The organism is Pelagovum sp. HNIBRBA483, assembly GCF_040931995.1.
Taxonomy (GTDB): Bacteria; Pseudomonadota; Alphaproteobacteria; order Rhodobacterales; family Rhodobacteraceae; genus JAEPMR01.
The window spans coordinates 654806-681307 of record NZ_CP162412.1; the positions used below are offsets into that span (position 1 = coordinate 654806).

31 protein-coding genes are annotated in these 26502 nt (G+C 59.0%); 17 read left to right on the forward strand and 14 right to left on the reverse strand.

Annotated elements, in window-relative coordinates:
• Positions 1-94: 94 nt before the first annotated feature.
• From AB1E42_RS03340 to AB1E42_RS03365, 6 genes are read left to right on the forward strand one after another with little or no spacing between them, the layout of a single operon-like run.
• The gene (locus tag AB1E42_RS03340; protein ID WP_368345584.1) at positions 95-1804 is read left to right on the forward strand and encodes an IlvD/Edd family dehydratase; all 1710 of its coding nucleotides are present in this window, start codon (positions 95-97) and stop codon (positions 1802-1804) included.
• Entirely contained in the window at positions 1804-2574 is a 771-nt protein-coding gene (locus tag AB1E42_RS03345) for an SDR family NAD(P)-dependent oxidoreductase (RefSeq protein ID WP_368345585.1), read from the forward strand. The genes AB1E42_RS03340 and AB1E42_RS03345 overlap by 1 nt, the downstream gene beginning before the upstream one ends.
• A 4-nt stretch (positions 2575-2578) precedes the next feature.
• Complete coding sequence (locus AB1E42_RS03350; protein ID WP_368345586.1) at positions 2579-3496, forward strand: 2-dehydro-3-deoxygalactonokinase; 918 nt, start codon at positions 2579-2581, stop codon at positions 3494-3496.
• Positions 3493-4098 carry a 2-dehydro-3-deoxy-6-phosphogalactonate aldolase gene (locus AB1E42_RS03355; protein ID WP_368345587.1) on the forward strand — a complete coding sequence of 202 codons (606 nt, stop codon included), beginning with the start codon at positions 3493-3495 and terminating at the stop codon, positions 4096-4098. Before AB1E42_RS03350 ends, AB1E42_RS03355 begins: the two co-directional genes overlap by 4 nt.
• Positions 4095-4943, forward strand: a complete 849-nt coding sequence (locus AB1E42_RS03360; protein WP_368345588.1) for an SMP-30/gluconolactonase/LRE family protein — start codon at positions 4095-4097, stop codon at positions 4941-4943. Before AB1E42_RS03355 ends, AB1E42_RS03360 begins: the two co-directional genes overlap by 4 nt.
• Before the next feature lie 7 nt (positions 4944-4950).
• On the forward strand, positions 4951-6855 hold the full coding sequence (locus tag AB1E42_RS03365; RefSeq protein ID WP_368345589.1) for a beta-galactosidase: 1905 nt from the start codon (positions 4951-4953) through the stop codon (positions 6853-6855).
• A gap of 60 nt (positions 6856-6915) precedes the next feature.
• Here the strand turns inward: AB1E42_RS03365 and AB1E42_RS03370 are convergent, their stop codons facing one another.
• The 4 genes from AB1E42_RS03370 to AB1E42_RS03385 all read right to left on the reverse strand — a co-directional run bounded on the left by AB1E42_RS03370 (position 6916) and on the right by AB1E42_RS03385 (position 11050).
• Complete coding sequence (locus AB1E42_RS03370; RefSeq protein WP_368345590.1) at positions 6916-8034, reverse strand: class I SAM-dependent RNA methyltransferase; 1119 nt, start codon at positions 8032-8034, stop codon at positions 6916-6918.
• A gap of 46 nt (positions 8035-8080) precedes the next feature.
• Positions 8081-9052 (reverse strand): hypothetical protein, encoded by a 972-nt coding sequence (locus AB1E42_RS03375; protein WP_368345591.1) that lies wholly within the window; start codon positions 9050-9052, stop codon positions 8081-8083.
• Between the two features lie 56 nt (positions 9053-9108).
• Entirely contained in the window at positions 9109-9918 is an 810-nt protein-coding gene (locus tag AB1E42_RS03380) for a division plane positioning ATPase MipZ (RefSeq protein WP_368345592.1), read from the reverse strand.
• 106 nt (positions 9919-10024) lie between these two features.
• Entirely contained in the window at positions 10025-11050 is a 1026-nt protein-coding gene (locus tag AB1E42_RS03385) for a GlxA family transcriptional regulator (protein ID WP_368345593.1), read from the reverse strand.
• 346 nt (positions 11051-11396) lie between these two features.
• On the opposite strand from AB1E42_RS03385, the gene AB1E42_RS03390 reads away from it, so the two are divergent.
• Positions 11397-12671, forward strand: a complete 1275-nt coding sequence (locus AB1E42_RS03390; RefSeq protein WP_368345594.1) for a DEAD/DEAH box helicase — start codon at positions 11397-11399, stop codon at positions 12669-12671.
• Positions 12672-12756: 85 nt separating this feature from the next.
• On the opposite strand, the gene rpmE is transcribed toward AB1E42_RS03390, so the two are convergent.
• The 9 genes from rpmE to ffh all read right to left on the reverse strand — a co-directional run bounded on the left by rpmE (position 12757) and on the right by ffh (position 18543).
• Positions 12757-12978, reverse strand: a complete 222-nt coding sequence (gene rpmE, locus AB1E42_RS03395) for a 50S ribosomal protein L31 (protein WP_368345595.1) — start codon at positions 12976-12978, stop codon at positions 12757-12759.
• Between the two features lie 12 nt (positions 12979-12990).
• Complete coding sequence (gene rplS / locus AB1E42_RS03400; protein ID WP_368345596.1) at positions 12991-13374, reverse strand: 50S ribosomal protein L19; 384 nt, start codon at positions 13372-13374, stop codon at positions 12991-12993.
• Between the two features lie 286 nt (positions 13375-13660).
• Positions 13661-14476: a tRNA (guanosine(37)-N1)-methyltransferase TrmD gene (gene trmD, locus AB1E42_RS03405; protein ID WP_368345597.1), complete on the reverse strand. Its 816-nt coding sequence runs from the start codon at positions 14474-14476 to the stop codon at positions 13661-13663.
• A gap of 7 nt (positions 14477-14483) precedes the next feature.
• On the reverse strand, positions 14484-14996 hold the full coding sequence (gene rimM, locus AB1E42_RS03410; protein ID WP_368345598.1) for a ribosome maturation factor RimM: 513 nt from the start codon (positions 14994-14996) through the stop codon (positions 14484-14486).
• Between the two features lie 185 nt (positions 14997-15181).
• Positions 15182-15565, reverse strand: coding sequence for a 30S ribosomal protein S16 (gene rpsP / locus AB1E42_RS03415; RefSeq protein WP_368345599.1), 384 nt, complete (start codon positions 15563-15565; stop codon positions 15182-15184).
• Positions 15566-15607: 42 nt separating this feature from the next.
• A complete protein-coding gene (locus tag AB1E42_RS03420; RefSeq protein ID WP_368345600.1) occupies positions 15608-15904 on the reverse strand; it encodes a chorismate mutase in 297 nt (98 codons plus the stop codon).
• Entirely contained in the window at positions 15904-16491 is a 588-nt protein-coding gene (locus AB1E42_RS03425) for a GNAT family N-acetyltransferase (RefSeq protein ID WP_368345601.1), read from the reverse strand. Before AB1E42_RS03425 ends, AB1E42_RS03420 begins: the two co-directional genes overlap by 1 nt.
• Entirely contained in the window at positions 16488-17048 is a 561-nt protein-coding gene (locus AB1E42_RS03430; protein WP_368345602.1) for a GNAT family N-acetyltransferase, read from the reverse strand. The genes AB1E42_RS03425 and AB1E42_RS03430 overlap by 4 nt, the downstream gene beginning before the upstream one ends.
• A 1-nt stretch (position 17049) precedes the next feature.
• Entirely contained in the window at positions 17050-18543 is a 1494-nt protein-coding gene (gene ffh, locus AB1E42_RS03435; RefSeq protein ID WP_368345603.1) for a signal recognition particle protein, read from the reverse strand.
• A gap of 305 nt (positions 18544-18848) precedes the next feature.
• Here ffh and AB1E42_RS03440 point away from each other — a divergent pair, with 305 nt between their 5' ends.
• Together AB1E42_RS03440 and AB1E42_RS03445 are read left to right on the forward strand one after the other, a co-directional pair.
• Positions 18849-19730 (forward strand): LysR family transcriptional regulator, encoded by an 882-nt coding sequence (locus AB1E42_RS03440; protein WP_368345604.1) that lies wholly within the window; start codon positions 18849-18851, stop codon positions 19728-19730.
• Positions 19727-20602 (forward strand): DMT family transporter, encoded by an 876-nt coding sequence (locus AB1E42_RS03445; protein WP_368345605.1) that lies wholly within the window; start codon positions 19727-19729, stop codon positions 20600-20602. The genes AB1E42_RS03440 and AB1E42_RS03445 overlap by 4 nt, the downstream gene beginning before the upstream one ends.
• Here AB1E42_RS03445 and AB1E42_RS03450 read toward each other — a convergent pair.
• The gene (locus AB1E42_RS03450) at positions 20592-20933 is read right to left on the reverse strand and encodes an ArsR/SmtB family transcription factor (protein WP_368345606.1); all 342 of its coding nucleotides are present in this window, start codon (positions 20931-20933) and stop codon (positions 20592-20594) included. The genes AB1E42_RS03445 and AB1E42_RS03450 overlap by 11 nt on opposite strands.
• 99 nt (positions 20934-21032) lie before the next feature.
• Here AB1E42_RS03450 and AB1E42_RS03455 point away from each other — a divergent pair, with 99 nt between their 5' ends.
• From AB1E42_RS03455 to AB1E42_RS03490, 8 genes are all read left to right on the forward strand, one after another.
• Complete coding sequence (locus AB1E42_RS03455) at positions 21033-21929, forward strand: DMT family transporter (RefSeq protein WP_368345607.1); 897 nt, start codon at positions 21033-21035, stop codon at positions 21927-21929.
• 194 nt (positions 21930-22123) lie between these two features.
• The gene (locus AB1E42_RS03460) at positions 22124-22453 is read left to right on the forward strand and encodes an AtpZ/AtpI family protein (protein ID WP_368346357.1); all 330 of its coding nucleotides are present in this window, start codon (positions 22124-22126) and stop codon (positions 22451-22453) included.
• Entirely contained in the window at positions 22440-23213 is a 774-nt protein-coding gene (locus AB1E42_RS03465) for a F0F1 ATP synthase subunit A (protein ID WP_368345608.1), read from the forward strand. The genes AB1E42_RS03460 and AB1E42_RS03465 overlap by 14 nt, the downstream gene beginning before the upstream one ends.
• Before the next feature lie 46 nt (positions 23214-23259).
• Complete coding sequence (locus tag AB1E42_RS03470; RefSeq protein ID WP_368345609.1) at positions 23260-23496, forward strand: F0F1 ATP synthase subunit C; 237 nt, start codon at positions 23260-23262, stop codon at positions 23494-23496.
• A gap of 160 nt (positions 23497-23656) precedes the next feature.
• Positions 23657-24139, forward strand: a complete 483-nt coding sequence (locus AB1E42_RS03475; protein ID WP_368346358.1) for a F0F1 ATP synthase subunit B' — start codon at positions 23657-23659, stop codon at positions 24137-24139.
• A gap of 4 nt (positions 24140-24143) precedes the next feature.
• Positions 24144-24716, forward strand: coding sequence for a F0F1 ATP synthase subunit B (locus AB1E42_RS03480; RefSeq protein WP_368345610.1), 573 nt, complete (start codon positions 24144-24146; stop codon positions 24714-24716).
• A 167-nt stretch (positions 24717-24883) separates the two neighbouring features.
• Positions 24884-26287: an arylsulfotransferase family protein gene (locus AB1E42_RS03485; RefSeq protein WP_368345611.1), complete on the forward strand. Its 1404-nt coding sequence runs from the start codon at positions 24884-24886 to the stop codon at positions 26285-26287.
• Positions 26272-26502: a hypothetical protein gene (locus AB1E42_RS03490; protein WP_368345612.1), complete on the forward strand. Its 231-nt coding sequence runs from the start codon at positions 26272-26274 to the stop codon at positions 26500-26502. Before AB1E42_RS03485 ends, AB1E42_RS03490 begins: the two co-directional genes overlap by 16 nt.

Genomic DNA, 26502 nt, shown 5'->3' on the forward strand with positions numbered 1-26502 from the left:
CGGAGCGCATTGAATAAGTAGCTGAAACGGCTTGCGGACCGGCTCTGACGACGAGCGAGACGCAAACCATGCGGGTAAACAAAGGAACTCACTAATGACCACAGATCGGCGCAACCGCGGCTGGTATGGCAAGCTTGACAAAGATGGCTTCATTCACAGGAGCTGGATGAAGAACCAGGGCTTTCCGGACCATGCATTTGACGGGCGCCCTATCATCGGGATTTGCAACACTTGGTCCGAGTTGACGCCGTGCAACAGTGGCCTGCGCGAGCTGGCCGAGGGTGTGAAGCGCGGTGTTTGGGAAGCCGGCGGCTTTCCTGTCGAGTTTCCGGTGATGAGCCTTGGTGAGACGCAGATGAAGCCGACGGCGATGCTGTTTCGTAACCTGCTGGCGATGGATGTCGAGGAATCGATCCGTGCTTATGGCATGGATGGCGTCGTGCTTTTGGGCGGCTGCGATAAGACCACGCCTGGACAGTTGATGGGTGCTGCATCGGTTGATCTGCCGAGCATCGTTGTCAGCTCAGGCCCGATGCTGAACGGAAAGTGGCAGGGTAAGGATATCGGTTCCGGCACGGATGTGTGGAAGTTCTCTGAAGCTGTGCGTGCGGGCGAGATGACCTTGCAGGATTTCATGGCGGCGGAATCGGGAATGAGCCGTTCGAAGGGCGTGTGCATGACGATGGGCACGGCCTCCACGATGGCGAGCCTCGTGGAAGCGATGGGGATGAGCCTGCCGACAAACGCGGCATTGCCCGCAGTGGATGCGCGGCGGATGGCGCTGGCGCATCTGACCGGAAAACGGATCGTTGAGATGGTGGAGGAAGATCTGAAGCCCTCGAACATCATGACCAAGGAAGCGTTTGAGAATGCGATCCTCGCTAATGCGGCGGTCGGTGGATCGACCAATGCGGTGGTGCATTTGCTTGCGCTGGCGGGGCGGGTCGGCGTGGACCTGAGCCTTGAGGATTTCGAGATCGGATCTGAGATCCCGCTGTTGGTGAACTGTATGCCGTCAGGAAAGTACCTGATGGAAGACTTCTGCTACGCGGGTGGTATGCCGGTGGTGCTACAAGAGCTGGGCGACCGGCTGCGCAAGGCAAAGACGGTGCTCGGCGGGGATATTGCTGCTTATGCCGATGGTGCGGAATGCTGGAACCGCGATGTGATCCGCAGCATGGATGATCCGCTCAAACCAGCGGCAGGGCTGCGGGTTTTGCGTGGTAATCTGGCGCCGCGTGGGGCGATCGTGAAGCCTTCGGCCGCGACAGATGCGCTGCTGGAACATGAGGGCGAGGCCTATGTCTTTGAGAATATCGAGGATCTGAAGGCCAATATCGACCGTGAAGATTTGCCTGTGACGGCGGAGACAATCCTTGTGCTGAAGGGCTGCGGGCCGAAGGGCTATCCGGGGATGCCGGAGGTTGGCAATATGCCGATCCCGCGTAAGCTGGTGCGGGAGGGGGTGCGCGATATGATCCGCGTCTCGGATGCGCGGATGTCGGGCACGGCTTTTGGCACGGTGATCCTGCATGTCAGCCCCGAGGCGAATGACGGCGGCACGCTGGCGCTGGTGAAGACCGGCGACCGGATCAGGGTTTCGGCTAGCAAGGGTGAGCTGGAGTTGCTCGTCGATGATGCGGAACTGGAAAAGCGCCGCGCGGCGTGGTCGCCAGAGCCGCCCCATTACACGCGGGGCTATGCGAAGATGTATATCGAGCATGTGTTGCAGGCCGATCAGGGCGCTGATCTGGACTTTCTGGTGGGTAAAGATACGCGCCCAGTGACGCGGGAGAGCCACTAATGGAACCGAAAGTAACATTCCATGATCTCAAGGACAGAAGCGTTTTTATCACCGGCGGCGGTTCGGGGATTGGTGCTTGGCTGACTGACGCCTTTCTGGCGCAAGGGGCCAAGGTGGCTTTTGTGCAGCGCTCGGATGCCAGCGGCTTTTGCGATGAGATGGAGGCCAAATACGGCAACCGGCCGTTTTTCATCGCCTGCGACATCACCGATGTCAGCGCGCTCAAAGGGGCAATTGGCGCAGCGGCAGAGGCAAATGGCCCGATCACAGTGCTGGTGAACAATGCCGCCAATGATCAGCGTCACAGCGCGGCGGAGGTGACAGAAGAGTTTTGGGATTGGTCGACCTCGATAAACCTCAAGGCCTATTTTTTTGCCTGTCAGGCGGTTGTTGACGGGATGAAAGCGGCAGGCGGTGGGGCGATCGTGAACTTCACCTCGATCAGCTACATGATGGGCAATGCGGGGTATCCACTCTACACGACCTCCAATTCGGGCATCAATGGGATGACTCGCAGTCTCGCGCGCGAATACGGGCCGGACCGCATCCGCGTGAATGCATTGGCACCCGGCTGGGTTCTCACAGAAAAGCAGCTGGAGATGTGGGCGACGCCAGAGGCACTGGAGGCGCATTTGGAGCGGCAATGTCTGAAAGAGTTGTTGAAACCCGAAGACATCGTGGGCGCGACATTGTTCCTTTCGTCTGATGCCAGCCGTATGATGACCGGCCAAGCGATGGTTGTTGATGGTGGCGTGGTTGCGACAGGGTGACGTTATGACGAAGCAAAATGCAGACTGGATCGCAGTTGATTGGGGCACGTCGACCCTGCGTGCATGGTTGATGGCGGCCGATGGAACGGTGTTGGAACGGCGCCGCTCTGACAGCGGAATGGGAGCGCTGGCGCACGCCGAGTTTGAACCGGCACTGCTGGCACTGATCGGTGATGCACTGTCGTGTGACCGCGTGATACCTGTGGTTTGCTGCGGCATGGTCGGATCGCGGCAGGGCTGGGCGGAAGCGCCATATGCCAGCGTACCCTGCGCCCCGCCCGGCATCGCGCAGGCGACGCAGGTTGCGGGATCGGACCCACGGATCGCAGCCTTTATCTTGCCCGGCATCAAGCAAAACTCCCCCGCAGATGTGATGCGCGGAGAAGAAACCCAGATCGCGGGTGTGCTTGCCGCTGATCCAGATTTTGATGGCATTCTCTGCTTGCCCGGTACGCATACGAAATGGGTGCATATCAGTGCAGGAGAGATCGTCAGCTTTCGCACCTTCATGACGGGTGAGATGTTCGCTTTATTGAGTGGGCAGTCTGTTTTGCGGCATTCCGTAGCTGCCGAGGGATGGGATGAAGATGCGTTTGAAAATGCGGTATCCGATGCCATGTCGCGGCCGGAACGGGTTGCCGCGGCACTGTTTTCGCTACGCGCGGAGACATTGTTGAACGGCTTGAGCGGCGCTTCGGCGCGGGCATGTCTCTCGGGCCTATTGATTGGCACAGAGCTTGCGGCGGCGCGGCCTTACTGGCTGGGGCAAGCAGTGCGGATCGTGGGAGCGGAGGCAATAGCTGCGCCGTATCTCGCGGCATTACAGGCGCAGGCGGCTGATGTGACTGCGATTGCGGACGAAGAGATCACCTTGCGCGGGCTGATGCGCGCCTACGCAACTTTGCCGGAGACAGTAGAATGAGCCGTGAAATCATCGCCATCCTGCGGGGCGTTCGTCCAGAGGAAGCCGTTGATATGGCCGAGGCGTTGATCGCGGCGGGCATCACGAAGATCGAAGTGCCGCTAAATTCACCCAATCCGTTTGTCAGCATCGAACGGATGGTCAAGGCGGCTCATGGCAGGGCGGAAATCGGAGCCGGAACGGTGTTGGCGGTGGAAGATGTTGCACGGTTGGCAGAGATTGGGGCGCAATTGGTTGTTTCTCCCGATGCTCATGCGCCCGTGATAACGGCGACAAAGGCGGCGGGGATGCTCTCTTATCCGGGTATCATGACGCCGACGGAGGCATTTACCGCGCTGCGGGCAGGTGCGGATGGGCTGAAGCTTTTCCCTGCGTTCAAGCTCGGTTTGGATGGTTTCAAGGCGTTGTCCGCAGTGTTGCCATCAGGAACGAAATGCTACGCTGTTGGAGGCGTCGGGCCGGAGAATTTTGCGGACTGGATGGCGGCCGGGATCAGCGGGTTTGGGATTGGTACTGGTATCTACAAAGCGGGTGCCAGTGTGGACGCGGTGGCCGAGAATGCTGCGCGGATCGTGGCAGCCTATGACGCGGTTAACATATGACCTCTGTGAGCGTTCTGAGCACGGAGCCTTGCTTGCTCGGCGAGGGGCCGCTCTGGCACCCTGAGCGGGGTGGGCTTTTCTGGTTTGATATTCTGGGCAAGCGGCTGCATTGCAACGAAGCTGGTACGACGCGGTTTTGGCAATTTGACGAGTATGTATCGGCGGCTGGATGGGTGGATCGCGATACGCTGATCATGGCAAGCGCGACGGGTTTGTGGCGCTTTGATATTGAAAGTGGCACGCGCACGCCGCTTGCGCCGCTGGAGGCTGAGAACGCCGTGACCCGTTCAAATGACGGACGTGCGGACCCTTGGGGAGGTTTCTGGATCGGCACGATGGGGCTGAACGCAGAGCAAGACGCTGGTGCGATTTATCGTTATTTCGGCGGTGAGGTGCGGCAGCTTATTGCGAATGTGACAATCAGTAACGCCATCTGTTTTGCGCCCGATGGAAGCTGCGCCTATTTCACCGATACGCCAAAGCGACAGATTATGCGTATGGCGCTCGATAGCGATGGCTGGCCTGCGGGCGACGCGACGGTATTTATCGACCTCAATGATGCTGGTTTGAACCCTGATGGCGCGGTTGTAGATGCCGAAGGGTGCTTGTGGAATGCGCAGTGGGGGGCGGGGCGTGTGGCTCGCTATAGCCGTGACGGTGCGCTTCTCTCGGTCTGGCCGGTGCCGACCCCGCATTCCAGTTGCCCCGCTTTTGGCGGCGCGAAAATGCAGACACTCTTTGTGACGACAGCAGCGCAGGGGACGATTGATGACCCTGATGCAGGTAAGACCTTCTCGATACAAACAGGCATCACCGGACAGCGCGAACACCGCGTGCTGATATGAGGGTACTATGAAACGGACTTTGGGAACCTGTTATTATCCTGAGCATTGGGATCGTGCGATTTGGGAGGAAGACGCCAAGCGTATGGCTGAGGCGGGTCTGACATGGGTGCGGATCGGGGAATTTGCGTGGTCACGGATCGAACCGACACCCGGCGTGCTCATGTGGGAGTGGCTGGACGAAGCGATCGAAATTTTGGGAAAGGCGGGGCTCAAGGTTGTTCTGGGGACGCCAACCGCAACACCACCGCGCTGGATGCTGGACCGCCACCCCGATATGCTGGCGGTTGATAAAGAGGGACGTCCGCGCGGCTTCGGCTCGCGGCGGCACTACTGCTTTTCGCATGAGGGGTACCGGACGGAATGTGCGCGGATCGTCGAGTTGCTTGCGGCGCGTTATGGCGCAAACCCCGCAATCGCCGCGTGGCAGACAGATAACGAGTACGGCTGCCATGACACCACGATCTCCTACTCCGATGCGGCGCGTCAGGCGTTCCAAGGATGGCTCGCGAACCGTTACCAATCCACCGCAGCGCTGAATGCGGCTTGGGGCAATGTGTTCTGGTCGATGGAATATCAGGACTTCGAGCAGGTCGGTTTGCCGAACCTGACGGTAACGGAGCCGAACCCTGCCCATTCCATTGATTTCAGGCGGTTCAGTTCGGATCAGGTGGCGTCGTTTAACCGGCTGCAGGTGGAGATCATCCGCCGTTATTCGGAAGCACCGATTGCGCATAATTACATGGGGCGCGTGACCGACTTTGATCATTTCAAGGTGGGCGATGATCTTGAGATCGCCAGTTGGGACAGCTACCCGCTCGGCTTTTTGGAGGATCGTGGCGGTGCAAATCCTGCGCGGCAGCGGGCTTTCATGCGGCAGGGTGATCCGGATTTTCAGGCCTTTCATCACGACCTCTATCGTGCGGTTGGCCGTGGGCGCTGGTGGGTGATGGAGCAGCAACCCGGGCCGGTGAACTGGGCGCCGTTCAACCCGGCGCCATTGCCGGGGATGGTGCGTCTTTGGACATGGGAAGCCTTTGCACACGGGGCGGAGGCTGTATGTTACTTCCGATGGCGGCAGGCGCCTTTTGCACAGGAACAGATGCATGCGGGGCTTCTGCGGCCCGACAGTGTTGAGGCCCCAGCGATGGCCGAAGCGCGTGAGGTTGCCGCAGAGACTAAGGATGCGTCCGAGATCGCACCGCTTAAGGCGCAAGTGGCGTTGATCTTTGATTATGACGCGGAATGGGCGTGGCAGATTCAGCCACATGGGGCAGGGCTTAGCTACTTTGATCTCGTATTGGCGCATTATTGTGCGCTGCGTCGGGCGGGTCTTTCGGTTGATATTTTGCCACCGACAGCCGAGATCCCTGACCATGTGCGGATGGTGCTGGCACCCGGTCTTATGCATATGGATGCCGCGCTCAAAGAGCGATTGAACAAGTGCCGCGCACAGGTGCTGATCGGGCCGCGCGGCGGTGCGCGGGATGCGAACATGGCGACGCCGGTGCCACTGCCGCCGGCATTCCCCGATCTGGACGTCACGGTGGCGCGGGCCGAAAGCCTGCGCCCTGACATGCCTATGGCTTTGGCAGGTGGTGGGCATGTTACCGGCTACCGCGAAGAGATCGAGAGCACCGAAGAAGCCGTACTTTCGCTAAAGGATGGCACTCCTGTCGCGGTTCAGCGCGGCAACATTACCTATATGGCAGGGTGGGGCGATGACGCGGCGCTCGACAGGCTCGTGGCGATGATGGCTGCTGAGGCCGGTGTGCCCATAACGCCATTGCCGGATGGCGTGCGCGTAAGGGAAACCGCGACGGAGCGCTTCTGGTTCAACTATGGGGCAGAGCCGGCGGAATGTCCGGCTGGTGTGCTGCCCCCGGCCGGTGTCCTCCGTGAGGAGAAAGTCTAGCGAACTTTGCCAGCGGCTCGTTGGCAGGAGGATTTCTTTTGGACAGTGACGCGGTGCGCCTCAAGGGAGCGGGTCGGTTAGGTAGAGCTTTACCTTTAGACCGCCATGCGGGATCGGCGCGGTTTCGTGGGTGAAGGTCAGCCCTGTTGACCGCGCGAGGGGGGCGTCGGTGGTGATGATGCCTACGCGCCAGCCCGAGAATCGTTCCTTCATCACGCGCCCGAAGCTGTCGTAGAGGCCGAAGAGCGGTTTCTTGTTGGAGACGCGCGCACCGTAGGGAGGGTTGACGATCACCAGCCCTGCGGGGCCTTCGGGGCGCTGCAAATCAGAGATGGCAGAATGGCTGAAAGTCGTGATTGCCTCAACGCCTGCGCGCGCGGCATTGGCCGTGGCCATACTGACAGCACCTGAATCACGGTCAGAGCCGTGAAAATGCGGCGTTATGCCATTGCTGCTTGGCCGGTTGCGAAGCGCGGCCAGCGCGGCGGGGTCGAATGTCGCCAGATGTTCGAATGCAAACTCTCTGGCGCGACCCGGTTCGAGCCCTGCCGCGATTTCTGCCGCCTCGATGACGAAGGTTCCGGAGCCGCACATCGGGTCGAGCACAGGCTCGTTGCCGGTGTAGCCGCATTCGGTGAGAAAGAGCGCGGCAAGCGTTTCGCGCATTGGAGCCTTGTTCACGGCTTCCTTGAACCCACGCTTGTGAAGGGAAGGGCCGGATGTATCAACGCTGAACGTGACAAGATTATCATCGATGCGCACCTTCAATGTCAGGGGTGCTTCGGCTGAGATGGTTGCGCCCAAGCTCTCCTTCAGCGCGGTTTCGATGCGTTGGCTGGCTGCTCCGGCGTGGTAAATCTTTGATCTACGGGTTGTGACCTCGACGCGCAGCGGTACATCGGGGCGCAGTACGTCTCGCCACGGAAATTTGCGCGCGCGTTTGTCCAGCTGGGCCAAGTGAAAGGCGCGGAAGCTGCCGATGCGCGCGAGTACGCGGGTGGCGCCACGGAGCGTAACATTGGCGCGCCAGACATCCGACCATTGCCCCTGGAAAACCACGCCCCCGGGTGTGATCTGCGGGCTTGGGAACCCTTTGTTCACCACTTCGGTTAAAAGGGCGTTGTCCAGCCCTGGTGGGGCTACGAGGAAGATCTCAAAAGCGGAGTCTGGTGTTGTCATGCCTGACCCATAACGCGCAATAGGTGCGGGGGCGACAGGAAAACGCTTAGGTAGCGGCGCGACGGCGCCGCTGGATCAAGAGGATGATACCGCCCAGTAGGACAACCAGACCGTAATCGATGACCGGGATGCGGACGACTTCGTTCAAGTATTCCCAGCCACGATCACTGTATACCAGTACAATGCCCCCGACGAATGCTGCTGAGATGAGCCATTTCACCCAAGACGGAAGGCCGAGGCCGTGCATTTGGGTCACGACGAAAAGCGCGAGAAACCCGAAGAAGAACATCGGCCAGAACTCCTGACCGGCGACGATGGCAACCGTTACCCCGTGGATGACAACGGAGAGTTCGAGCGCGACGGTCCACCAGCGATTGGTGTGTACGCGGGTAAAAACAAAGGCGCCCTGAATCATCAGAAGGAACGTGTAGACGAAGCCGAGGATATGGCCTGCCGTGGTTTCCATCGGGTGGAACCAATATGTGTAGGTGACGGCCCAAGCGAAATAATATCCGTGGTAGCGGATGAGCCATGTTCGCGCAGGGGCGAGCCATTGACCACCCTTGCCGAAGAACAGCCCACGGCGCGGCGCTTCGATCATCAACACAATCACCAACAGGAAGATCACCGACAACTGCGAGGAAAATACGGAGGTATCTTGCGCGAGGCCATCATACCAGACCGCAGTTTGTAGATAGTGCAGGGCGGCAAATGCGCCGGTCCCAAAAAGGCCAATCCAGTTGACCATATGCATCTTGCCGCGATCTCGGAGTTCGTCTCGGTGAACAATGGCGTAGCGGATAAGGCCCCAGAAAAAGATCTGATGGAGGATGTAGAAGCCCCATGCCGTCGCGCGGGACCAGAAGGTGGGTTCAGGGAGCTTCCAGTAGTACCATGCCGCACCCTGATCTGGCAGCAGGTCAATGGCGGATAGGCGTGGCTCGAGCAGGAGGATCGACAGAGACACGAGGACCGCCAACGAGACAGCAGCCCAGAAGGATTTCCAAAGAACCGTCATGTTAACCAACCTACACCAAAAACTTGTACTAAATACGGCGTGAAGCTGTGCGTGGATCAGAAATTGGGCGTCACGTTGGGCAGGTTGAGTGCCTTGATCAGTTCACGCAATTCACGCCGCGCGGCGACGTTCGAGATGTTCAGTTGCGAGACGCCGAGATCACGCAGATCGAGGAGCGTCAGCCCGCGCGGGAACAGTTCGCGGAAGATGACGCGCTCGTTAAAGCCGGGCGCGGTGCGGAAACCGATGCGCTTTGCGAGCTTTTCAAGGACGCGCTCCATCTTTTCCTTATTGATCATTTGTTGCGCGCCGAGGCGGTTACGCAAGACGACCCAGTCAATCGGGGGCAGACCAGCCTGCGCCCGCAACTGACGCGCGTTCCAGACCATTTCGGAATAGACAGACGGGCCGGTAATATTTTGGCCTTCGTGATCGGTGTGCGCGAGGAGGTCGAAATCGACAAAACTGTCATTGAGCGGGGTGATCAGCGTGTCTGCCAGCGAATGCGCCACCTGACTGAGGCGCGTGTGGCTACCCGGACAGTCGACCAGAATGAAGTCGCATTCCGGCTCCAACGCGGCCACCGCCATCGAGAGGCGATGATCGTAGATATTGTCGTTCGGGCCGATGCTGCTTTGGTCGATTTCGGGTAGGTCCGAATAGAGCGGTGTCGGTAGCGCCAAGCCTTCGCGCTCCATATAACTCACGCGGTTACGGATGTAGCTGCCGAGACTTTTCTGCCGCAGGTCGAGGTCGAGGCAGCCAACGCGATGCCCCATCCGAGCGAGCGCTGTCGCCACATGCATGGAAACGGTTGATTTACCCGCTCCGCCCTTCTCATTTCCGACGACGATGATATGCGCCACGATCCCTGCCTCATGTGCTGTTTGCGCGGACTATATGGCCTGTGACCATCAAGGGGAAGCGATGGCGCAAAATTCGGTTGAAATCTGCTGTGGAAAACTCGGGCAATCAGTTCTTGGCTGCGTGGCGAAACGCTTTTGAGTATTCAAGTGGCGAGACATTGAAACGCCGCTTGAAGTTGAGAGAGAACGTATCGGCGCTGGCAAACCCGCAATCGATGGCGATTTGCACGATCGTCTTATTGGTTTGAACAAGCTGGATGCGCGCGCGTTCGAGGCGCAGGTTCTTCGCGTATTTTTGCGGTGATTGGCCTGTATACGTCTTGAAGAGACGTTCCATTTGTCGCCGTGAGATCGCGTGGCGGATTGCAAACTCGTCGCCGGTCATATCCCATGTTTCGGGGTCTTCTAGGTCTTCGAGGATGCGCAAGAAACGCGCGTTCCGAACGCCGTAGATATAGGCGAGCGAGGCGCGCTGTGTTTCGGAATCACTCCGCATCGATGTATGAAGGCACATCTCCATCACAACATTGGCTGCAAGCGGCCCAAAGCGTTGGCGGATGATCGATAGGATTAGGTCGGTAGATGCTGTGCCGCCGGAACAGGTCATGATCTTGCCGTCGATGGCGTAGAGCTTTCTGTTGGACATCAGCTTGGGGTAGCGCAGTTCAAAGGACTCGGTGTTTTCCCAATGCAGCGTAAAGGCGCGGCCTTCGAGGATGCCGGCCTCGGCAAGTGTGTAGGCGCCGGTGCAGATGCCGCCGACAGTATTGCCGTGGCGCCACGCCTTGCGCACGAGGGCGACCACTTCAGGACTGAGAGATTTCTCGGGTTCGACACCTGCGCAGACCATCAAGATGGCGTCGCGCGGGGGGGTAGTGGCCGAGCCGTCGGGGAGAAATTGCAGACCGCATGAAAATTGCGCAGTGGCTCCATCTACCGTGACGACCCGCCACGAAACGAGGGGACGCCCGACAAGCTGGTTCAGCACGCGCAGCGGTTCGATCGCGGAGCTAAAGGCCTGCATGGAGGCATTGGGCAGCACGACGAACTCGAATGCGAGCGGGGCATCTGCGACCGCCAGTTCGATTGTGGCGACGCCGCGTGGCACCTGCCGCTGGGCGGTTTCTGACATGATGAAGGGTGTCCTTTGTTCATCGAAAGAGGCGGAATGTTAGCTCATTAGCCGAAAATGCCGGAGTGGTGAATGGCAGCCATGCAATCAAAGACCTTGACTAGTGAGCGCGGAAGGCCCATATGCAGTCAATCCGAGACGTCCTGCCGCGTGAGCAGAGCATCAATGGCATTGCCGAGGTGCGAGACGCCGGATGAACGTGGTTCCCACAGTCACGCAGGGGTGCCGCGCCGGTCGGTTCGACGGCATGAGGCCATCGGATCAGCATCGCGCGCAGACCTGCAGACGGCCAGCTATGGATGCTGGCGTTTGGTGCATGGTGGTTTGCCATGCCGATAGGATAAATATGGATTTTGATATGCTGGGGCTCGCGCCCCGACTCGTGGCGAAGCTCAGTGAGCTTGGCCTGACCGACCCGACACCGATTCAGAAACAAGCAATCCCACACGCGATGAACGGGCGTGATGTGATGGGGCTGGCCCAGACCGGCACCGGAAAGACGGCTGCCTTTGGCTTGCCGATGCTGGATGCGCTTCTCAAGAACGGATCGAAGCCTGCCGCGAAATCGGCCCGTGCGCTGATCCTTGCGCCGACGCGCGAATTGGCGAAACAGATTGCCGATAACCTCTCCGCTTTCTCTGAGGGAACGCACCTGAAAACTGTGTTGGTTGTGGGTGGAGCTGGAATCGTTGGCCAGATGCGGCGACTGGAAAAGGGAACGAGCATTCTCGTTGCGACTCCGGGGCGCTTGATCGACCTGCTGGACCGCGGTGCTGTGCGTCTGGATATGACGGAATTCCTCGTTTTGGATGAAGCCGACCAGATGCTGGACCTCGGTTTTATCCATGCCCTGCGCAAGATTGCGCCGCTGTTGCCAAAAGAACGCCAGACGATGCTGTTCTCCGCCACGATGCCGAAGCAGATGGCCGAGTTGGCGGAAAGTTTCCTGACCAACGCGATCCGCGTGCAGGTGAACCCTCCGGGGCAGGCGGCGGACAAAATCGAGCAATCGGTGCACTATGTTGCGAAGGCCGTGAAAACCGATCTGCTGATTGAATTGCTGGATGGTCACCGCGACGAGATGGCGCTCGTCTTTGGGCGGACCAAGCATGGGATGGAGAAGCTTTCCCGCCAATTGGCAGCGAAGGGTTTTTCGGTGGCAGCGATCCACGGCAACAAGAGCCAAGGGCAACGCGACCGAGCTATAAAGGATTTCCGCGAGGGTAAGACCAAGATTCTGGTCGCGACCGATGTTGCAGCGCGGGGCATTGATATTCCGGGTGTGCGGTACGTCTATAACTATGAGCTGCCGAATGTGCCGGAGAACTACGTCCACCGGATTGGCCGGACGGCGCGGGCAGGTGCGGACGGAATGGCCGTCGCATTGTGCGCACCCGACGAGATGGGCGATATGCGTGATATCGAGAAGGTCCTGAAGGGGCCGATCCCTGTTGCGTCCGGTCGCCCTTGGGCACCATCTGAGGAAGAAAAGCCGAAGCCGCGTGGCGGGCGCGGTGGTCCGCGCCGTCACGGTGGCGGGCAGAAGCCTGGCAATACGGCGAGCAAGCCGCCGCGTCATAAGCGCCGCCGGAAGCCGGCTGGTGCACGCAACGCGGCATAGGGCGCGCTGCCTGCCTTCCACAAGACTTGAAAACAAAAACGCCGCCCCGAGGGGCGGCGTTCTTTCTTGCCAATTACGCGGCAGCTTAGAAGCCCAGACCGGCGTACTTGTTCTTGAACTTGGAGACGCGGCCGCCAGCGTCGAGCAGACGGGAGGTTCCGCCGGTCCATGCAGGGTGCACGGAGGGGTCGATGTCGAGGGAAAGCGTGTCGCCTTCCTTGCCCCAAGTGGATTTCATCTGGACGATCGTGCCGTCCGTCATCTTGACGTCGATCATGTGGTAGTCGGGATGGATGTCTTTTTTCATCTCATCGTCTCCTTACGCTTCAGCGCCGCCAAGCGGCTTGTAGTTCGACTGCTCGGCGATCCGTGCGGACTTACCGCGGCGCGAGCGCAGGTAGTAGAGCTTCGAGCGGCGGACACGACCACGACGCACAACGGTGATGCTGTCGATGTTGGTCGAGTAGAGCGGGAACACACGTTCCACGCCTTCGCCGAAGGAAATCTTGCGAACGGTGAACGAGCCGGCAATGCCTTGGCCGTTTTTACGGCTGATGCAAACGCCTTCGTAGTTCTGCACACGGGTGCGGGTGCCTTCGGTCACCTTAAAGCCGACGCGGATGGTGTCACCGGCTTTGAAATCGGGAATGTCTTTCCCGAGGGCGGCGATTTGTTCCGCCTCGATCTGTGCGATCAGGTCCATCTGATCCACTCCTATGATTGCTTGCGGTTTGTTCCGCAAAGTTTGCGCGCCCTAAGAGCTCTTGGTCTTCTTCCGGGTCCGCGTACCGCGCCCGCCAGAGATCAGGTCGTCGTTGCTTGTGTCGCTGTACTTTGGACAAAAACTGCCGAAGAAAGCAGCTCCAAAAGAACAACGTCCCGCAAGCCGATTCCGGCTGCGGACCTGCGTCGTATAAGGGGTGTGGTCCATGTGATCAAGAGGGATGTCGCGCCATATGAAGGCGGTGTAAATCCCTGCCGACGAGGGGCTAGTCGCCCTTGGGATCAGCTTTCTGCGCTTGATATGTTTCCCACATATCGGGGCGGCGGGATTTGGTGAGCGCCTCGGACTCGGATTTGCGCCACTTTTCGATTTTGCCGTGGTGGCCAGACATCAGGACAGGCGGTATTTCACGGCCTTGCCAGATGGCGGGGCGGGTATATTGCGGATGTTCCAAGAGCCCGTTGGAGTGGCTTTCTTCGTCGATCGAGCTGGTATTACCCAGAACACCGGGCAGGAGGCGAACCGTGGCATCGAGCACTGCCTGCGCGGCAATTTCGCCGCCGGTCATGACAAAATCGCCAAGGCTGATCTCTTCGATGTCGAAGTGATCCAGAACGCGCTGATCTACGCCTTCGAAGCGGCCGCACAGCAGGGTGACACCGTCACATGCGGCGAGCCGACGCGCCATCGCTTGGGTGAACGGCGCGCCGCGCGGGGAGAGGTATATCAATGGCATGACGCCACGATGCCGCTGGCGTGCATGGTCAACGGCGCGTCCCAGAACATCAGCGCGCAGGACCATGCCAGCGCCGCCGCCGGCTGGTGTGTCGTCAACATTGCGATGTTTGCCTTCGCCGAACGGGCGCAGGTCGATGGTGTCAAGCTGCCAGCGGCCATCTTGCAGTGCCTTGCCTGTCAGGCTTTCGCCCAAGGTGCCGGGGAAGGCTTGGGGAAACAGCGTGATAACCTGAGCCCGCCATGCGCGGGCCAGTTCCGGCGTTTCGCTCATCAGGTCGCGGGGCTGTAGGGTCGGGCGTATCGACTTCCGGCCGATGGCCTTGAAACGGGTTTCATCGCTCATTGGCGGTTCACTCGAAGAGCCCGGCGGGAGGATCGGCGATGATCCGGCCGGAGGCGAGGTCTACGGTGGGAACGGCGGCTTGAGTGAAGGGCAGAAGAACGGACGAGCGCGCACCGGGGCTGTGAACTTCGAGAAGGTCTGTTGCACCGTGGTTTTGGACGGCACGGACCGTCCCGAGTGCGACGCCGCCGGTATCAAAAACCGTCAGGCCGATCAGATCGGCATGGTAAAACTCGTCATCCGGCAGGGATGGCAGGCACTCCCGTTTGGCATAAAGATCGGTGCCCTTGAGCGCGTCGGCGTCTTCTTTGGTGACGATCCCGTCGATCCGGGCTGTGAGGCCGTTTTTCGTCTGGCCTGTGAGGACGATGGTGGTGAAGCTGTGCGCGCCGTCGGCCGTAAACAGAGGAGTGTATTCTGCGATGGCGGCAGGTTCGGCACAGTAGGATTTAAGACGCACCTCGCCGCGCACGCCAAAGGCACCGGCAATTGCGCCAACGATGACCCGTGAATCACTCATTGCTTCGCTCCATAGCAAACGCCTGCTGACCATGCCCCGCCGCGATCCAGACAGTTCTCTTGCGAGAGGCCGTACTGGATCCACATACCACATCCGAATGCGGCAACGGGGATCAGAAGTTTGCGAAAGAGCCAAAACATGACGAGACGAAGTGGCGGGGAGCCGAAGCCCCCCGCCATGCCTGATTATTCAGCAGATTCTTCGGCCGGTGCGGCAGCGGCTTCGGCCGCTTCTGCGGCTTTGGCAGCTTTGGCTTCAGCGCGGTCTTGAGCCGCTTTGCCCGGAACGGCCTTTTTCGGGTTGTTGCGCTCTTTCTTTGCGATGACGCCAGCTGCTTCGAGGAAGCGGGAAACGCGGTCGGTCGGCTGGGCGCCCTGATCGAGCCAGTGCTGAACGCGCTCGACGTTCATCTGAACGCGCTCTTCGCTGTCCTTCGGCAGGAGCGGGTTGTAGGAGCCGAGCTTCTCGATGAAGCGGCCATCGCGCGGCATGCGGCTGTCAGCAGCAACGATGCGGTAGAAGGGGCGCTTTTTGGAGCCGCCGCGGGCGAGACGAATTTTCATAGCCATGTGAGTTTCTCCTTTGAATGGCAGGGGGGCGGTCTGGCCGCCTTACGTCTGGTGTTGTTTGTGGTGTTGGATAACTTCCTGAATGATGAAGTTCAGGAATTTCTTGGCGAATTCGGGGTCGAGATTGGCCTCGTTCGCAAGATCGGTGAGCCGTGCGATCTGCTGCTCTTCGCGGGCGGGATCGGACGGTGGGAGGTCGTGCTCGGCTTTGAGACGACCAACGGATTGGGTGTGCTTGAAACGCTCGGCAAGCGTAAACACGAGAATGGCATCGAGGCGGTCGATGCTGTCGCGGTGTTCTTTGAGCAAATCTGCAGCGCGGGTGACGGCATCAGTCATCAGGAGAGCGCTCCTTTGGGCTGGATATGGCGATAGACGAGGCAAGGCTCATCTGCCGAGAGCATCATGCGGGCGGCATCATCGCTGACCGCGCCGAGGCTTTCGGCGAGGCGGATCGCGCGGGCATTTGCGGGATCAATGTAGCTGACAACCGTCTGCCAGCCGAGGAGGTCGAACGCGACATCGCGCGCGGCGCGGGTGGCTTCGGCGGCATAGCCGCGGCCCTCGCCTTCGGGCAGGAAGAGGAAGCCCAGCTCGGCTTCGGGATCGCCAAATTCATGCGCGAGAAGCACAAACCCGATTGGCGCGCCGCCGTCATTGCGCTCAACCGTCCAGAGCCCCGCACCGCGCAGAAGCCAGCCTGCGGTCAATTGATTGAAGTCGAGCCATGCTTCTTCATGGGTCATCGGCCCGCCGATATAACGGCCACGATCGCTCGTCACGATGCGGGCATAAGCATCGAAATCACTCAATCGGGGGACGCGCAGCAACAGCCGTGGAGTGCGCAATTCTGGCAATTGGTGCGAGATTTTGCGGGTGATTTCTGCAGCACCTCCGGTTGGTGCCATTTGCCAAGGATACCTCATGCGCCTGCCCCCTGTGAAGCGGGGTGACGATAGACCAGGCAGGGCTGATCCGGCTTAGGTTGTGGCGCTTCGGGGTCGAGCACGGCGCCGAGCTTCTCGGCCAAGCGAATGGAGCGGGTGTTGTTGGGGGCGATGTAGCTCACGATGGTTTGCCAGCCGAGCACATCCCATGCATGATTGATTGCGGCGCGGGCGGCTTCAGTGGCGATGCCGGTGCCTTCGACGCTGTCGTCCCAGATCATCCAGCCGATTTCGGTTTCAGGCCAATCGGCGGGGAACCAAGGTCCGATCAGGCCGAGAGCTGTTTCCTCTGCGCCGCGGCGGGTGACGATCCACATGCCATAGCCGCGCATATCCCAGTGGCCGATTTCGGCGGCAAGAATGCGCCACGCGCGGCCTTCGTCGGAAGGGCCGCCAATTGGTGCGGACCGCTCGGACATGAAAAATGCCCGTGCGGCCGGCCAATCCCGCGCATCCGGACGGCGCAGAACGAGACGCTCAGTTTCGAGGCGCTGGTCAACGGTGCTGACAGGGATATGAGGCGCTGCGCGGTTCACGTTACTTCTTCTTTCCGAAACCGGACAAGCCGGTGGGAAGGCCGCCCGCAGCACCGCCAAAGCCGGAGGGCAACTGCCCTTGGAGCGCTTTCGCTGCTTCCTGCATGGCTTTGGGGTCGTTCATATCGGGCATCGCGCCTGCGCCTTTGCCGAACATCCCCTTCATTGCCTGACGCAAAGCGCCGCCTTTGCCCATTTTGCCGATCTTTTTCATCATGTCGGCCATCTGGCGTTGCTGTTTCAGAAGCTTGTTGAGTTCCGAAACTTCAAGCCCCGCACCAGCGGCGATCCGCTTTTTGCGGCTGGCCTGAAGGAGGTCGGGATTGGCGCGCTCTTTCTTGGTCATTGAATTGATCAGCGCGATCTGGCGGCGCAGCATTGTGTCATCCATACCGGCGGCGGACATCTGCTTCGACATTTTACCCATGCCGGGCATCATGCTCATGACGCTTTCCATGCCGCCCATTTTGAGCATCTGCTCGAGCTGCATCTTCAGGTCGTTCATGTTAAAGCGGCCTTTTTGCAGGCGCTTGACCATGCGTTCGGCCTGCTCGGCTTCCAACGTCTGCTGGGCTTTCTCAACAAGGCTGACGATATCGCCCATGCCGAGGATGCGGCCCGCGATGCGCGACGGCTCGAAAGTTTCGATCGCGTCCATCTTCTCGCCCAAGCCGACGAAGCGAATGGGTTTGCCGGTCACAGCGCGCATGGAGAGCGCCGCGCCGCCGCGGCCGTCACCGTCCATACGGGTAAGGACAACGCCGGTGACGCCGATCTTGTCGTCAAACTCCTGCGCGACGTTTACTGCGTCCTGACCAGTGAGGCCATCGACGACGAGCAGTGTTTCGCGCGGGTTGGCGACATCGCGCACTTCGGCGGCCTGCTGGATCAGTTCCTGATCAATGTGCAAGCGGCCTGCCGTGTCGAGCATGTAGACGTCGTAACCGCCAAGGCTCGCTTGGGTTTTGGCCCGCTTCGCGATGGTGACGGGGTCTTCGCCCTTGACGATGGGAAGGGTATCAACGCCGATCTGCTTGCCGAGGATGGCGAGTTGTTCCATCGCGGCGGGGCGGTTGACGTCGAGCGAGGCCATCAACACGCGCTTGCCTTCACGTTCCATGAGGCGCTTGGCGAGCTTGGCTGTGGTGGTGGTTTTACCCGAGCCTTGCAGGCCGACCATCAAGATCGGTGCGGGCGGGTTGTCGATTTTCAACTGGCCCGGTTCATCCTCGCCGGTGAGGACATGGACGAGTTCGTCATGGACGATTTTGACGACCTGCTGGCCAGGGGTGACCGACTTGGTCACGGCTTGGCCGGTGGCTTTCTTTTCGACCGCTTTAACGAAGCTACGAGTGACGGGAAGGGAAACGTCGGCTTCCAGAAGGGCGACGCGCACCTCACGCAGGGCGGCGCGGACGTCATCCTCAGACAGCGCGCCCTGCTTTGTCAGACGGTCAAAGACGCCAGAGAGGCGGTCGGAAAGATTTTCAAACATGCCTTGGCCCTCCATGACCGTTGCTGTGAGTATCCGACAGGTAAGTGCCGAACGCGAAAATTCCAAACGACGCGCACCCCCACGGGCGCAACGCGCTGGTGGAGGGCGATCCCCGCACAGGCGCGAGGACCGGAAGCAATGAACTTCCGGGCAATGTGGGGCGTTTAGGCTGAGAGGGGGCACGAGTCAAGCCAAGTACAGGCGCCCCGTTTTTGGAGATGCTGCGCAGGGTTGCATAACCGAACAATCACCATAATGATTGCCCTATAATGTGAATTCTCGCACAGAAGGGCGTATGGCTCGTGATGGAAAATTGGGATGAGGTCCGGACCGCATATCAGGTCGCGCGACTCGGTACAGTCAGTGGCGCGGCAGATGCGCTGGGCGTACATCATGCGACGGTGATACGCCATATTGATGCGCTTGAGGCGCGATTGGGGGTTAAACTCTTCCAGCGGCACGCGCGTGGCTACACCGCGACCGAGGCAGGTATGGATTTGCTGCGGGTCGCGCAGGCGACTGATGACCAGTTCGCCCAGCTTGCGGGCCGCATTCGCGGACAAGGCGATGGGGTGACGGGCGAGCTGGTTGTAACGTCTATCGTCGCACTGGCACCGCAACTGACGCCCATCATCCTGCGTTTTCAACAGGAGAATCCGGGCCTCCTCGTGCGGTATTTGACGGGTGAGCGGCTTTTTCGGCTTGAATACGGCGAAGCGCATGTGGCCATTCGCGCGGGGACAGCGCCACAGGAACCCGACAATGTTGTGCAGCCTTTTGTGCAACAGCAGTACTTCATGGTGGCCGCGCCGGAATATATCGAGCGGCATGGGTTGCCCAAGAGCGAGGAAGAGCTTTCGGATCATTGGTTCGTCGGACATGACAGCGAAAACAACCGCGCGCCTTTCATGAGATGGCTCTCTGGCGTCGTGCCGCGCGAGCGGGTGGTCTTCCGAACCACGGAGGATGTCTCCTCGCAACTTGCGATCCTTTCCGGAGCAGGGATCGGTTTTTTGCCCTGTTGGACTTTGCGCGAGCACCCGGAAATGGTGCAGATTTTGCCCCCGAAACAGGAGTGGAGTGCGCCGCTGTGGCTCGTCACCCACGTTGACTTGCACCGGACGGCCAAGGTGCAGGCGTTTCTGGCAGCGCTGAAAGCAAGCGCGAGTGGCTGGACGCAAGTATGACGCCTGCCGGTCGTGGGCATTTGGCGATGCTGATTTGGTCTGCCGGAGTGGCCGGCTCCTTTGCACTGGGGCAACGGGTTGCGAATGATATAAGCCCCTTTGCGCTCAATGCGGTGCGTTTCTGGCTGGCCGCGCTTTTGCTGGGGGCTGTTGTTCGGGCAGGTGGCGGGCGGCTCAATCCGCGGTTGGGCGGTCACTGGCGTTATGCCATTTTAGGTGCGATTTTCGCGCTCTATTTCATCACCATGTTTGAAGGGCTGAAAACGGCCTCGTCGGTCAGTATCGCCGCAGTCTTGACGCTGACGCCGATCATGTCTGGCTTTTTTGGATGGGTCTTGCTGCGCCAGCGAATGACTTCGCGCATGGCGTTGGCCCTTGCGCTTGGCGGTGCGGGTGCGATCTGGGTGATCTTCAAAGCCGATCTTCAGGCGTTGCTGGCGCTGGATTTGGGGCGGGGGGAGTTGATCTTCTTTGTTGGCTGTTTTGCCCATGCGTTCTACACCCCGTTTGGCAGGATGGTGAACCGGGGTGAACAGCCATTGCTCTACACCTTCTGGGTGGTTGTCTATGCTGCCATCGTGGCGACAGCCTTCGGCCTTTCGGACCTGTTGGCGACGGACTGGTTCGCTCTGCCGCTGCTGGCTTGGGTCACGATCGCTTACACGGCGGTGGCGGCAACTGCGATGACAGCGTCTACACTTCTTTATGCGACGATGCGGCTCCCTTCGGCCAAGGTCATGGCCTACACCTATCTGACCCCGAGTTGGGCAATCGCGTGGGAGTTGGCCTTGGGTGGCAGTCCGCCAGCGCCGTTGGTGATGGCGGGGCTTGTTTTAACCGTGACGGCGTTGTTGCTGCTGCTCAGGGAGTAGGAGATTCATCGATCTCGGTTGCAAGGAAGCGTTCAAATGCGTCTAGATCGACACTTTCCATCAAACCGAAACCTTTCATCCAGACAGAGGCTTCGCGCAGCGAGTCCGGCTCAAGCTTGCACCATTTGACCCTGCCGCGCTTTTCCTGACTTATCAAACCTGCCGAAGTCAGAACGCCAAGATGCTTGGAAATCGCCGCCAGCGACATCTCGAATGGGTCGGCAACATCAGTCACGGCCATATCGTCCTCAAGCAGCATTGTGAGGATGGCGCGGCGGGTCGGGTCTGCCAGCGCTGCAAAGACGGTATCGAGTGTTGCGGTTTTGGTCACGTCTTTGGCGTAGCTAGATGGGCGTAAGGGGTCAATCTAATTCATTTGGCCCCACCTCAAAGCAGGGTTAAACTGCCATGTGGGTGAGGGGGGATGAGTATGCCGCTACGTTATTGGGCGATTATCTTGGTGTTGGCGGCCGGTTGGGGGTCGTCATTCTTCTTTAATGAAATTTTGCTCCGCGAGTTGCATCCGCTTTGGGTAGGGGCCGGCCGTATGGCCACTGGTGCGCTTGGATGTTGGCTTTGGCTGAGTTTGCGCGGGAAAGCGCGGCTGGTTCCGATCGCGGTGATTGGGCATCTGGTGGTATTTGGCATGCTGCAATACGGGATGCCGCTCACGATCTTCCCTCTATCGCAGCAATATATAACCTCCTCGGCGGCGGGGATCATCAACGCAATGGCCCCGATTATGGTGGTGCTGGTCAGTCACTTCTGGCCGGGTGGTGAGCGCGCGACTTTGTTGAAGTCGTTTGGTGTGGTGGCCGGGTTTTCCGGTATCGTGTTGCTTGCAGTGCCGTCGCTGCAGGGAGAAGGCGACTCGGCGCCTTGGGCGCTTGCCTTCGCACTACTGGCACCGTTGAGTTACGGGCTTGCGTTGAACTACTTGCGGACGTTTGACGGGATGGACCGTACGGTGCTGACGGCATGGGCGTTGTTGGTTGGTGCGTCGGTAATGGTTCCGATCGCGGCTGTGACCACCGGCGCTCCGCGGATCTCGCAGGCGGAGACATGGGCGGCGCTCGGTGTGATCGGATTTGTCCTGACGGCTGCTGCGTTCATCATTCTCTTCTGGCTGATCCCCAAGGTGGGTGGCACGGCGGCATCCACCGTCACATTTATTGCGCCGGTGGCGGCGCTCCTGCTGGGGGTGCTGGTTCTGGAGGAAACGGTGCTGCCGATTCAGTACGCGGGACTGGCCGCGATTTTTGGAGGATTGGTGTTTATCGACGGGCGCCTGTTTCACTGGTCGAGCAAAGATCAACCAAAAGGTTGAATATCAAAGGTTTGATGAAATGCACCCCTCTCGCCGGATGCCGCACTTTCCTTTCGGTCAGGGTTTCCTTTGAATTTGTTTTATTTCAATAAGTTGCATGGGAATAGCCCGTCCGCCAAGCCGGCTTGACTCATGGCGTGCTAGACCCTAGCAAGGCGCCAAGTTTCATGTGGGGGAAATCCATCGTGTCAGACATGCGCGAACCCTCTGCCGAAGAGCGTTTGAAGCTGCTCGAAGAGCGGATCGAACAGGCGCGAAAGACGGGTGATGATGATCACCACATGAAAAAAGACTATTCGCAGGCGCAGCTTGCTTGGCGGATGGTTATCGAGCTTGTTGCCGGTCTTGGGATCGGCTTTGGCATCGGATACGGGCTGGATACCCTGTTTGGGACCATGCCGATCTTTCTGGTGCTGTTCATATTTTTTGGCTTTGCGGCCGGCGTCAAAACGATGCTGAACTCAGCCAAAGAAATGCAGATGAAACAGCTGGCCAAATTGGCTGGCGAAGATGAGGACAACTGACGTGGCGACCGAAGCACATGGCGAAGAATCCGGCGGTCTGGTATTCCACCCGCTCGACCAGTTCATTGTCAAACCACTGTTCGGCGATGGGCCGATCCATTGGTACACTCCGACCAACGTAACGCTGTGGATGTTCCTGGCGGTTGTGGCGGTTGTTTTGGTCTTCGTCGTGGGTGGTCGTGGCCGTGCCGTTATCCCGAGCCGGATGCAGTCCATCGGTGAGCTGATCTACGGTTTCACCTACAAGATGGTTGAGGATGTCGCTGGTAAGGACGCAGTGAAGTTCTTCCCCTACATCATCACGCTTTTCATCTTCATCCTGTTCTCGAACTTCCTTGGCCTGTTGCCGATGAGCTTTGCGACCACCAGCCACATCGCTGTCACGGCTGTTCTGGCTGCCGCCGTGTTCCTGACGGTGACAATTGTTGGTTTCGTCAAGAACGGTGCTGCTTTCCTTGGTCTTTTCTGGGTGTCGTCCGCACCGCTCGCGCTGCGTCCGATCCTTGCCGTGATCGAACTGATTTCCTACTTCGTGCGCCCTGTCAGCCACTCCATTCGTTTGGGCGGCAACATCATGGCGGGTCACGCGGTGATCAAGGTGTTCGCTGGCTTTGCAGCGATTGCCGCCATCAGCCCCGTATCGGTGCTCGCGATCAGCGCCATCTACGGTCTCGAAGTTCTCGTAGCCGGTATTCAGGCTTACGTTTTCACCATTCTGACCTGTGTTTACCTGAAAGATGCTCTGCATCCCTCGCACTAAGGTCCGGATCTCTAACTAACGCAATTCCATCGTAAGGAGAAAAATCATGGAAGGCGATATCGCACAACTCGGTCAATTCATCGGTGCTGGTCTGGCCGCTATCGGTTCCGGCGCTGCTGCAATCGGTGTGGGCCACGTTGCTGGCAACTTCCTCGCCGGCGCTCTGCGCAACCCGTCCGCAGCTGCTTCGCAGACTGCAACTCTCTTCATCGGCATCGCATTCGCAGAAGCTCTGGGGATCTTCTCGTTCCTCGTCGCTCTGCTGCTGATGTTCGCCGTCTAATCCAAAGACGTGTCCTTACGGTCGGGGCGCGCGGCCTGATCCGCGCCCCCGATGACATGACTTAGGTCCGACGGAGAGACGAGAGATGGCAGGCGAATCCACAACGGTCGAAAACGCCGCTGACGCAGGCGCACACGGGGCGGAAGCCTCTGGTGCGGGTATGCCGCAGCTGGACTTCTCGACCTTCCCAAACCAGATTTTCTGGCTCGTAGTCACGCTCGTCGTGATCTACTTTGTCCTGTCGCGTATTGCCCTGCCGCGCATCAGCGCAGTATTGGCCGAACGTGCAGGCACCATAACGAATGATATTGCTGCTGCCGAAGAGCTGAAGCTCAAAGCACAGGAAGCAGAAGCCGCTTATAATCAAGCGCTGGCAGACGCGCGGGCGGAAGCCAACCGGATTGTTGCCGAGGCAAAAGCCGAAATTCAGTCCGAGCTTGATGCAGAGCTGAAGAAGGCAGACGCCGAGATTGCGGCAAAGACAGCCGAGAGCGAGAAGGCTATTGCCGAAATTCGCGAGAACGCTGTGAAGAGCGTGACCGACGTTGCCAAAGATACGGCAAAAGAGATTGTCGCAGCACTTGGTGGCAAAGCGGACGCAAAGACAGTCACTGCGGCTGTCAAAGCGCAGATGAAGGGATAAGGCGATGAAAAAGATCATGACCCTTGTCTTCGCACTTGTTGGGACACCTGCTCTGGCTGCCAGCAAGAACCCGTTTTCTGCGGATTTCTGGCACCTAACGAATACTGACCTTATCGTCAGCATTGCATTCCTCGTGTTCCTTGGCGTTTTGGTTTATTTCAAAGTGCCTGGGATGCTCGGTGGCATGCTGGACAAGCGCGCTGACGGTATCAAATCCGAGCTGGAAGAAGCCAAGGCACTTCGTGAAGAAGCGCAGGCCTTGTTGGCTTCGTATGAGCGGAAGCAGAAAGAAGTCCAAGAGCAGGCTGACAGGATTGTCGCAAGCGCGAAGGACGAAGCAAGCCGTGCCGCCGAGCAAGCCAAGGCGGACATCGCGGCCTCTGTGCAGCGTCGCTTGGCAGTTGCACAAGATCAGATCGCAAGCGCTCAGGCGTCTGCCATCAAGGATATCCGCAATCAGGCGGTGACTGTCGCGATCAACGCATCGCGCCAAATCATCGCGGAGCAAATGACCGCAGCGGACGCCAATAAATTGATCGATGCAGCGATTGCTGATGTGGATGCGAAGCTCCACTAAGTCTCGCTGAGAGGTCAAATTGCAGATCAAAGCCCGGCAGCGCCGGGCTTTTTTCTTTTGCGGGCGCTTTCCTTAATTTTGCCTTTGTTTTTCCAAATATGCAGGCCAATCCGGTTATAGTCAGGATTGTGTTTACGATTTGGAAACAGCCAAGGGGAGAGTCACGCGTGTTGGACCGCAATATTTCGGTAAGAGCATTTGCGGCGGCGGCCCTGATATTGTTGATTGGCGCGGTTCTCCTCGGATGGGCCGCTACGCTTGTCGCGCGCGACAAAACCACTCATCGTGCTGCGCAAGTGGCTTTCCTGATAACGCAATTTCCGGAAGATGTGCACGATAGTTTCGAAGAGCTGCGCCTTATGCTGTCGGCATCCGCTCGTGAGGAGCTGGTTTCGGTCCCCGCAGATGTGGATCCGGTAGCGCGGGGGTATCGTCCGCTGTCCGAGGGGATATTTATCGATGCGCAGCCGGATTATGCGCGGGGCTGGCGTTACCTTGGTGGCGCTTTTCGTGTGAACGGAACCGCGCAGAATGCGGTCGTCATTCTATCTCCTGATTTGGAAATGGTTGCGCTCTGGCCGATTGGCGAGCAGGCACTTCGGAATGTGGTGGGCAACCCAGATGCGATTACGCCAGACTATCGCAAGCTGCTGCATGGGTTAGCCGTTCTGCCTGACGGCTCGTTTGCCTTCGCGATGGACAACGGGACGTCATTGCAACGTTTCGACACCTGCGGCGGATTGGTTTGGATCAAGCCTGGCAGCTTCCATCACAGCGTCCATTATTCGGAAGGGCGTCTCTGGGCTTTGCGCGATTTCGACTATGCGCCGGTTGGAGCAGGATGGGAAAATTCTCACTGGGGTCAGACAGGGGCTGTCGCTGTGGATGCCGAGACTGGAGAGGAGCGTCTTGCCCTTTCATTTGACCAGATCCGCGCAGCGAACCCGAATATCAGTCTGATTGATCTGCCGCGCATGCAGGAGGATGAGCCTTGGCTCAATCCCGAACACGTCGAGGGTCTGTACATGCAGGATCCATTCCATCTCAATGACGTGGAACCACTTCCAGCAGATATGGCGGCGGCATTTCCACAATTCGCGGCTGGTGATCTTATGATTTCTGCGCGGACCCTCAATACGGTCTTGGTCGTCGATCCGGAGACTGCGCAAATAAAATGGTACGCGACGGGGCAGACAAACCGTCAGCATGATCCCGACTGGCGCTCGGACGGAACCATTTCTGTATTCGACAACCGGATGGGGCGTCGCACGAGCCAGATTGTTGCTCTCCAACCAGCTGAAGTCATGGGGCGTGAAGTGCTTCTGGATGGGGCTGAACATGATTTCTATTCGTTTATTCGGGGAAAACACAGCTTCCGCCCCGATGGAACTTTGGCTGTTATCAGTGCGCAGCAAGGGCGGGTATTCGAGATCGCGCCGGACGGCCGTCGGGTGTTTGAGCTTTACAGTACTGACCCCGATGATCCGGCACGAAATTTTGCGATCACAAGTATGGCCTTTGTTCCCGAAGGCGATCTGACAATGGAGGAATTTTCATGCAACGACATTTGAGGCTCGTGGCTTTCTTTGCCGCTGCAATGTTCGTGATGCCGAATGCGGCTCTTGCCTATATCGGGCCCGGAATGGGGCTCGGCGCTATCACGGCGGTGCTTGGTGTTCTGGCCGCGCTCTTGATGGCGATCATAGGGCTTGTTTGGTATCCGATGAAGCGGATGTTCAAGAAGCGAACCGCCAAGGCTGTGCGTGACAGTTCGAGCGACGATTAG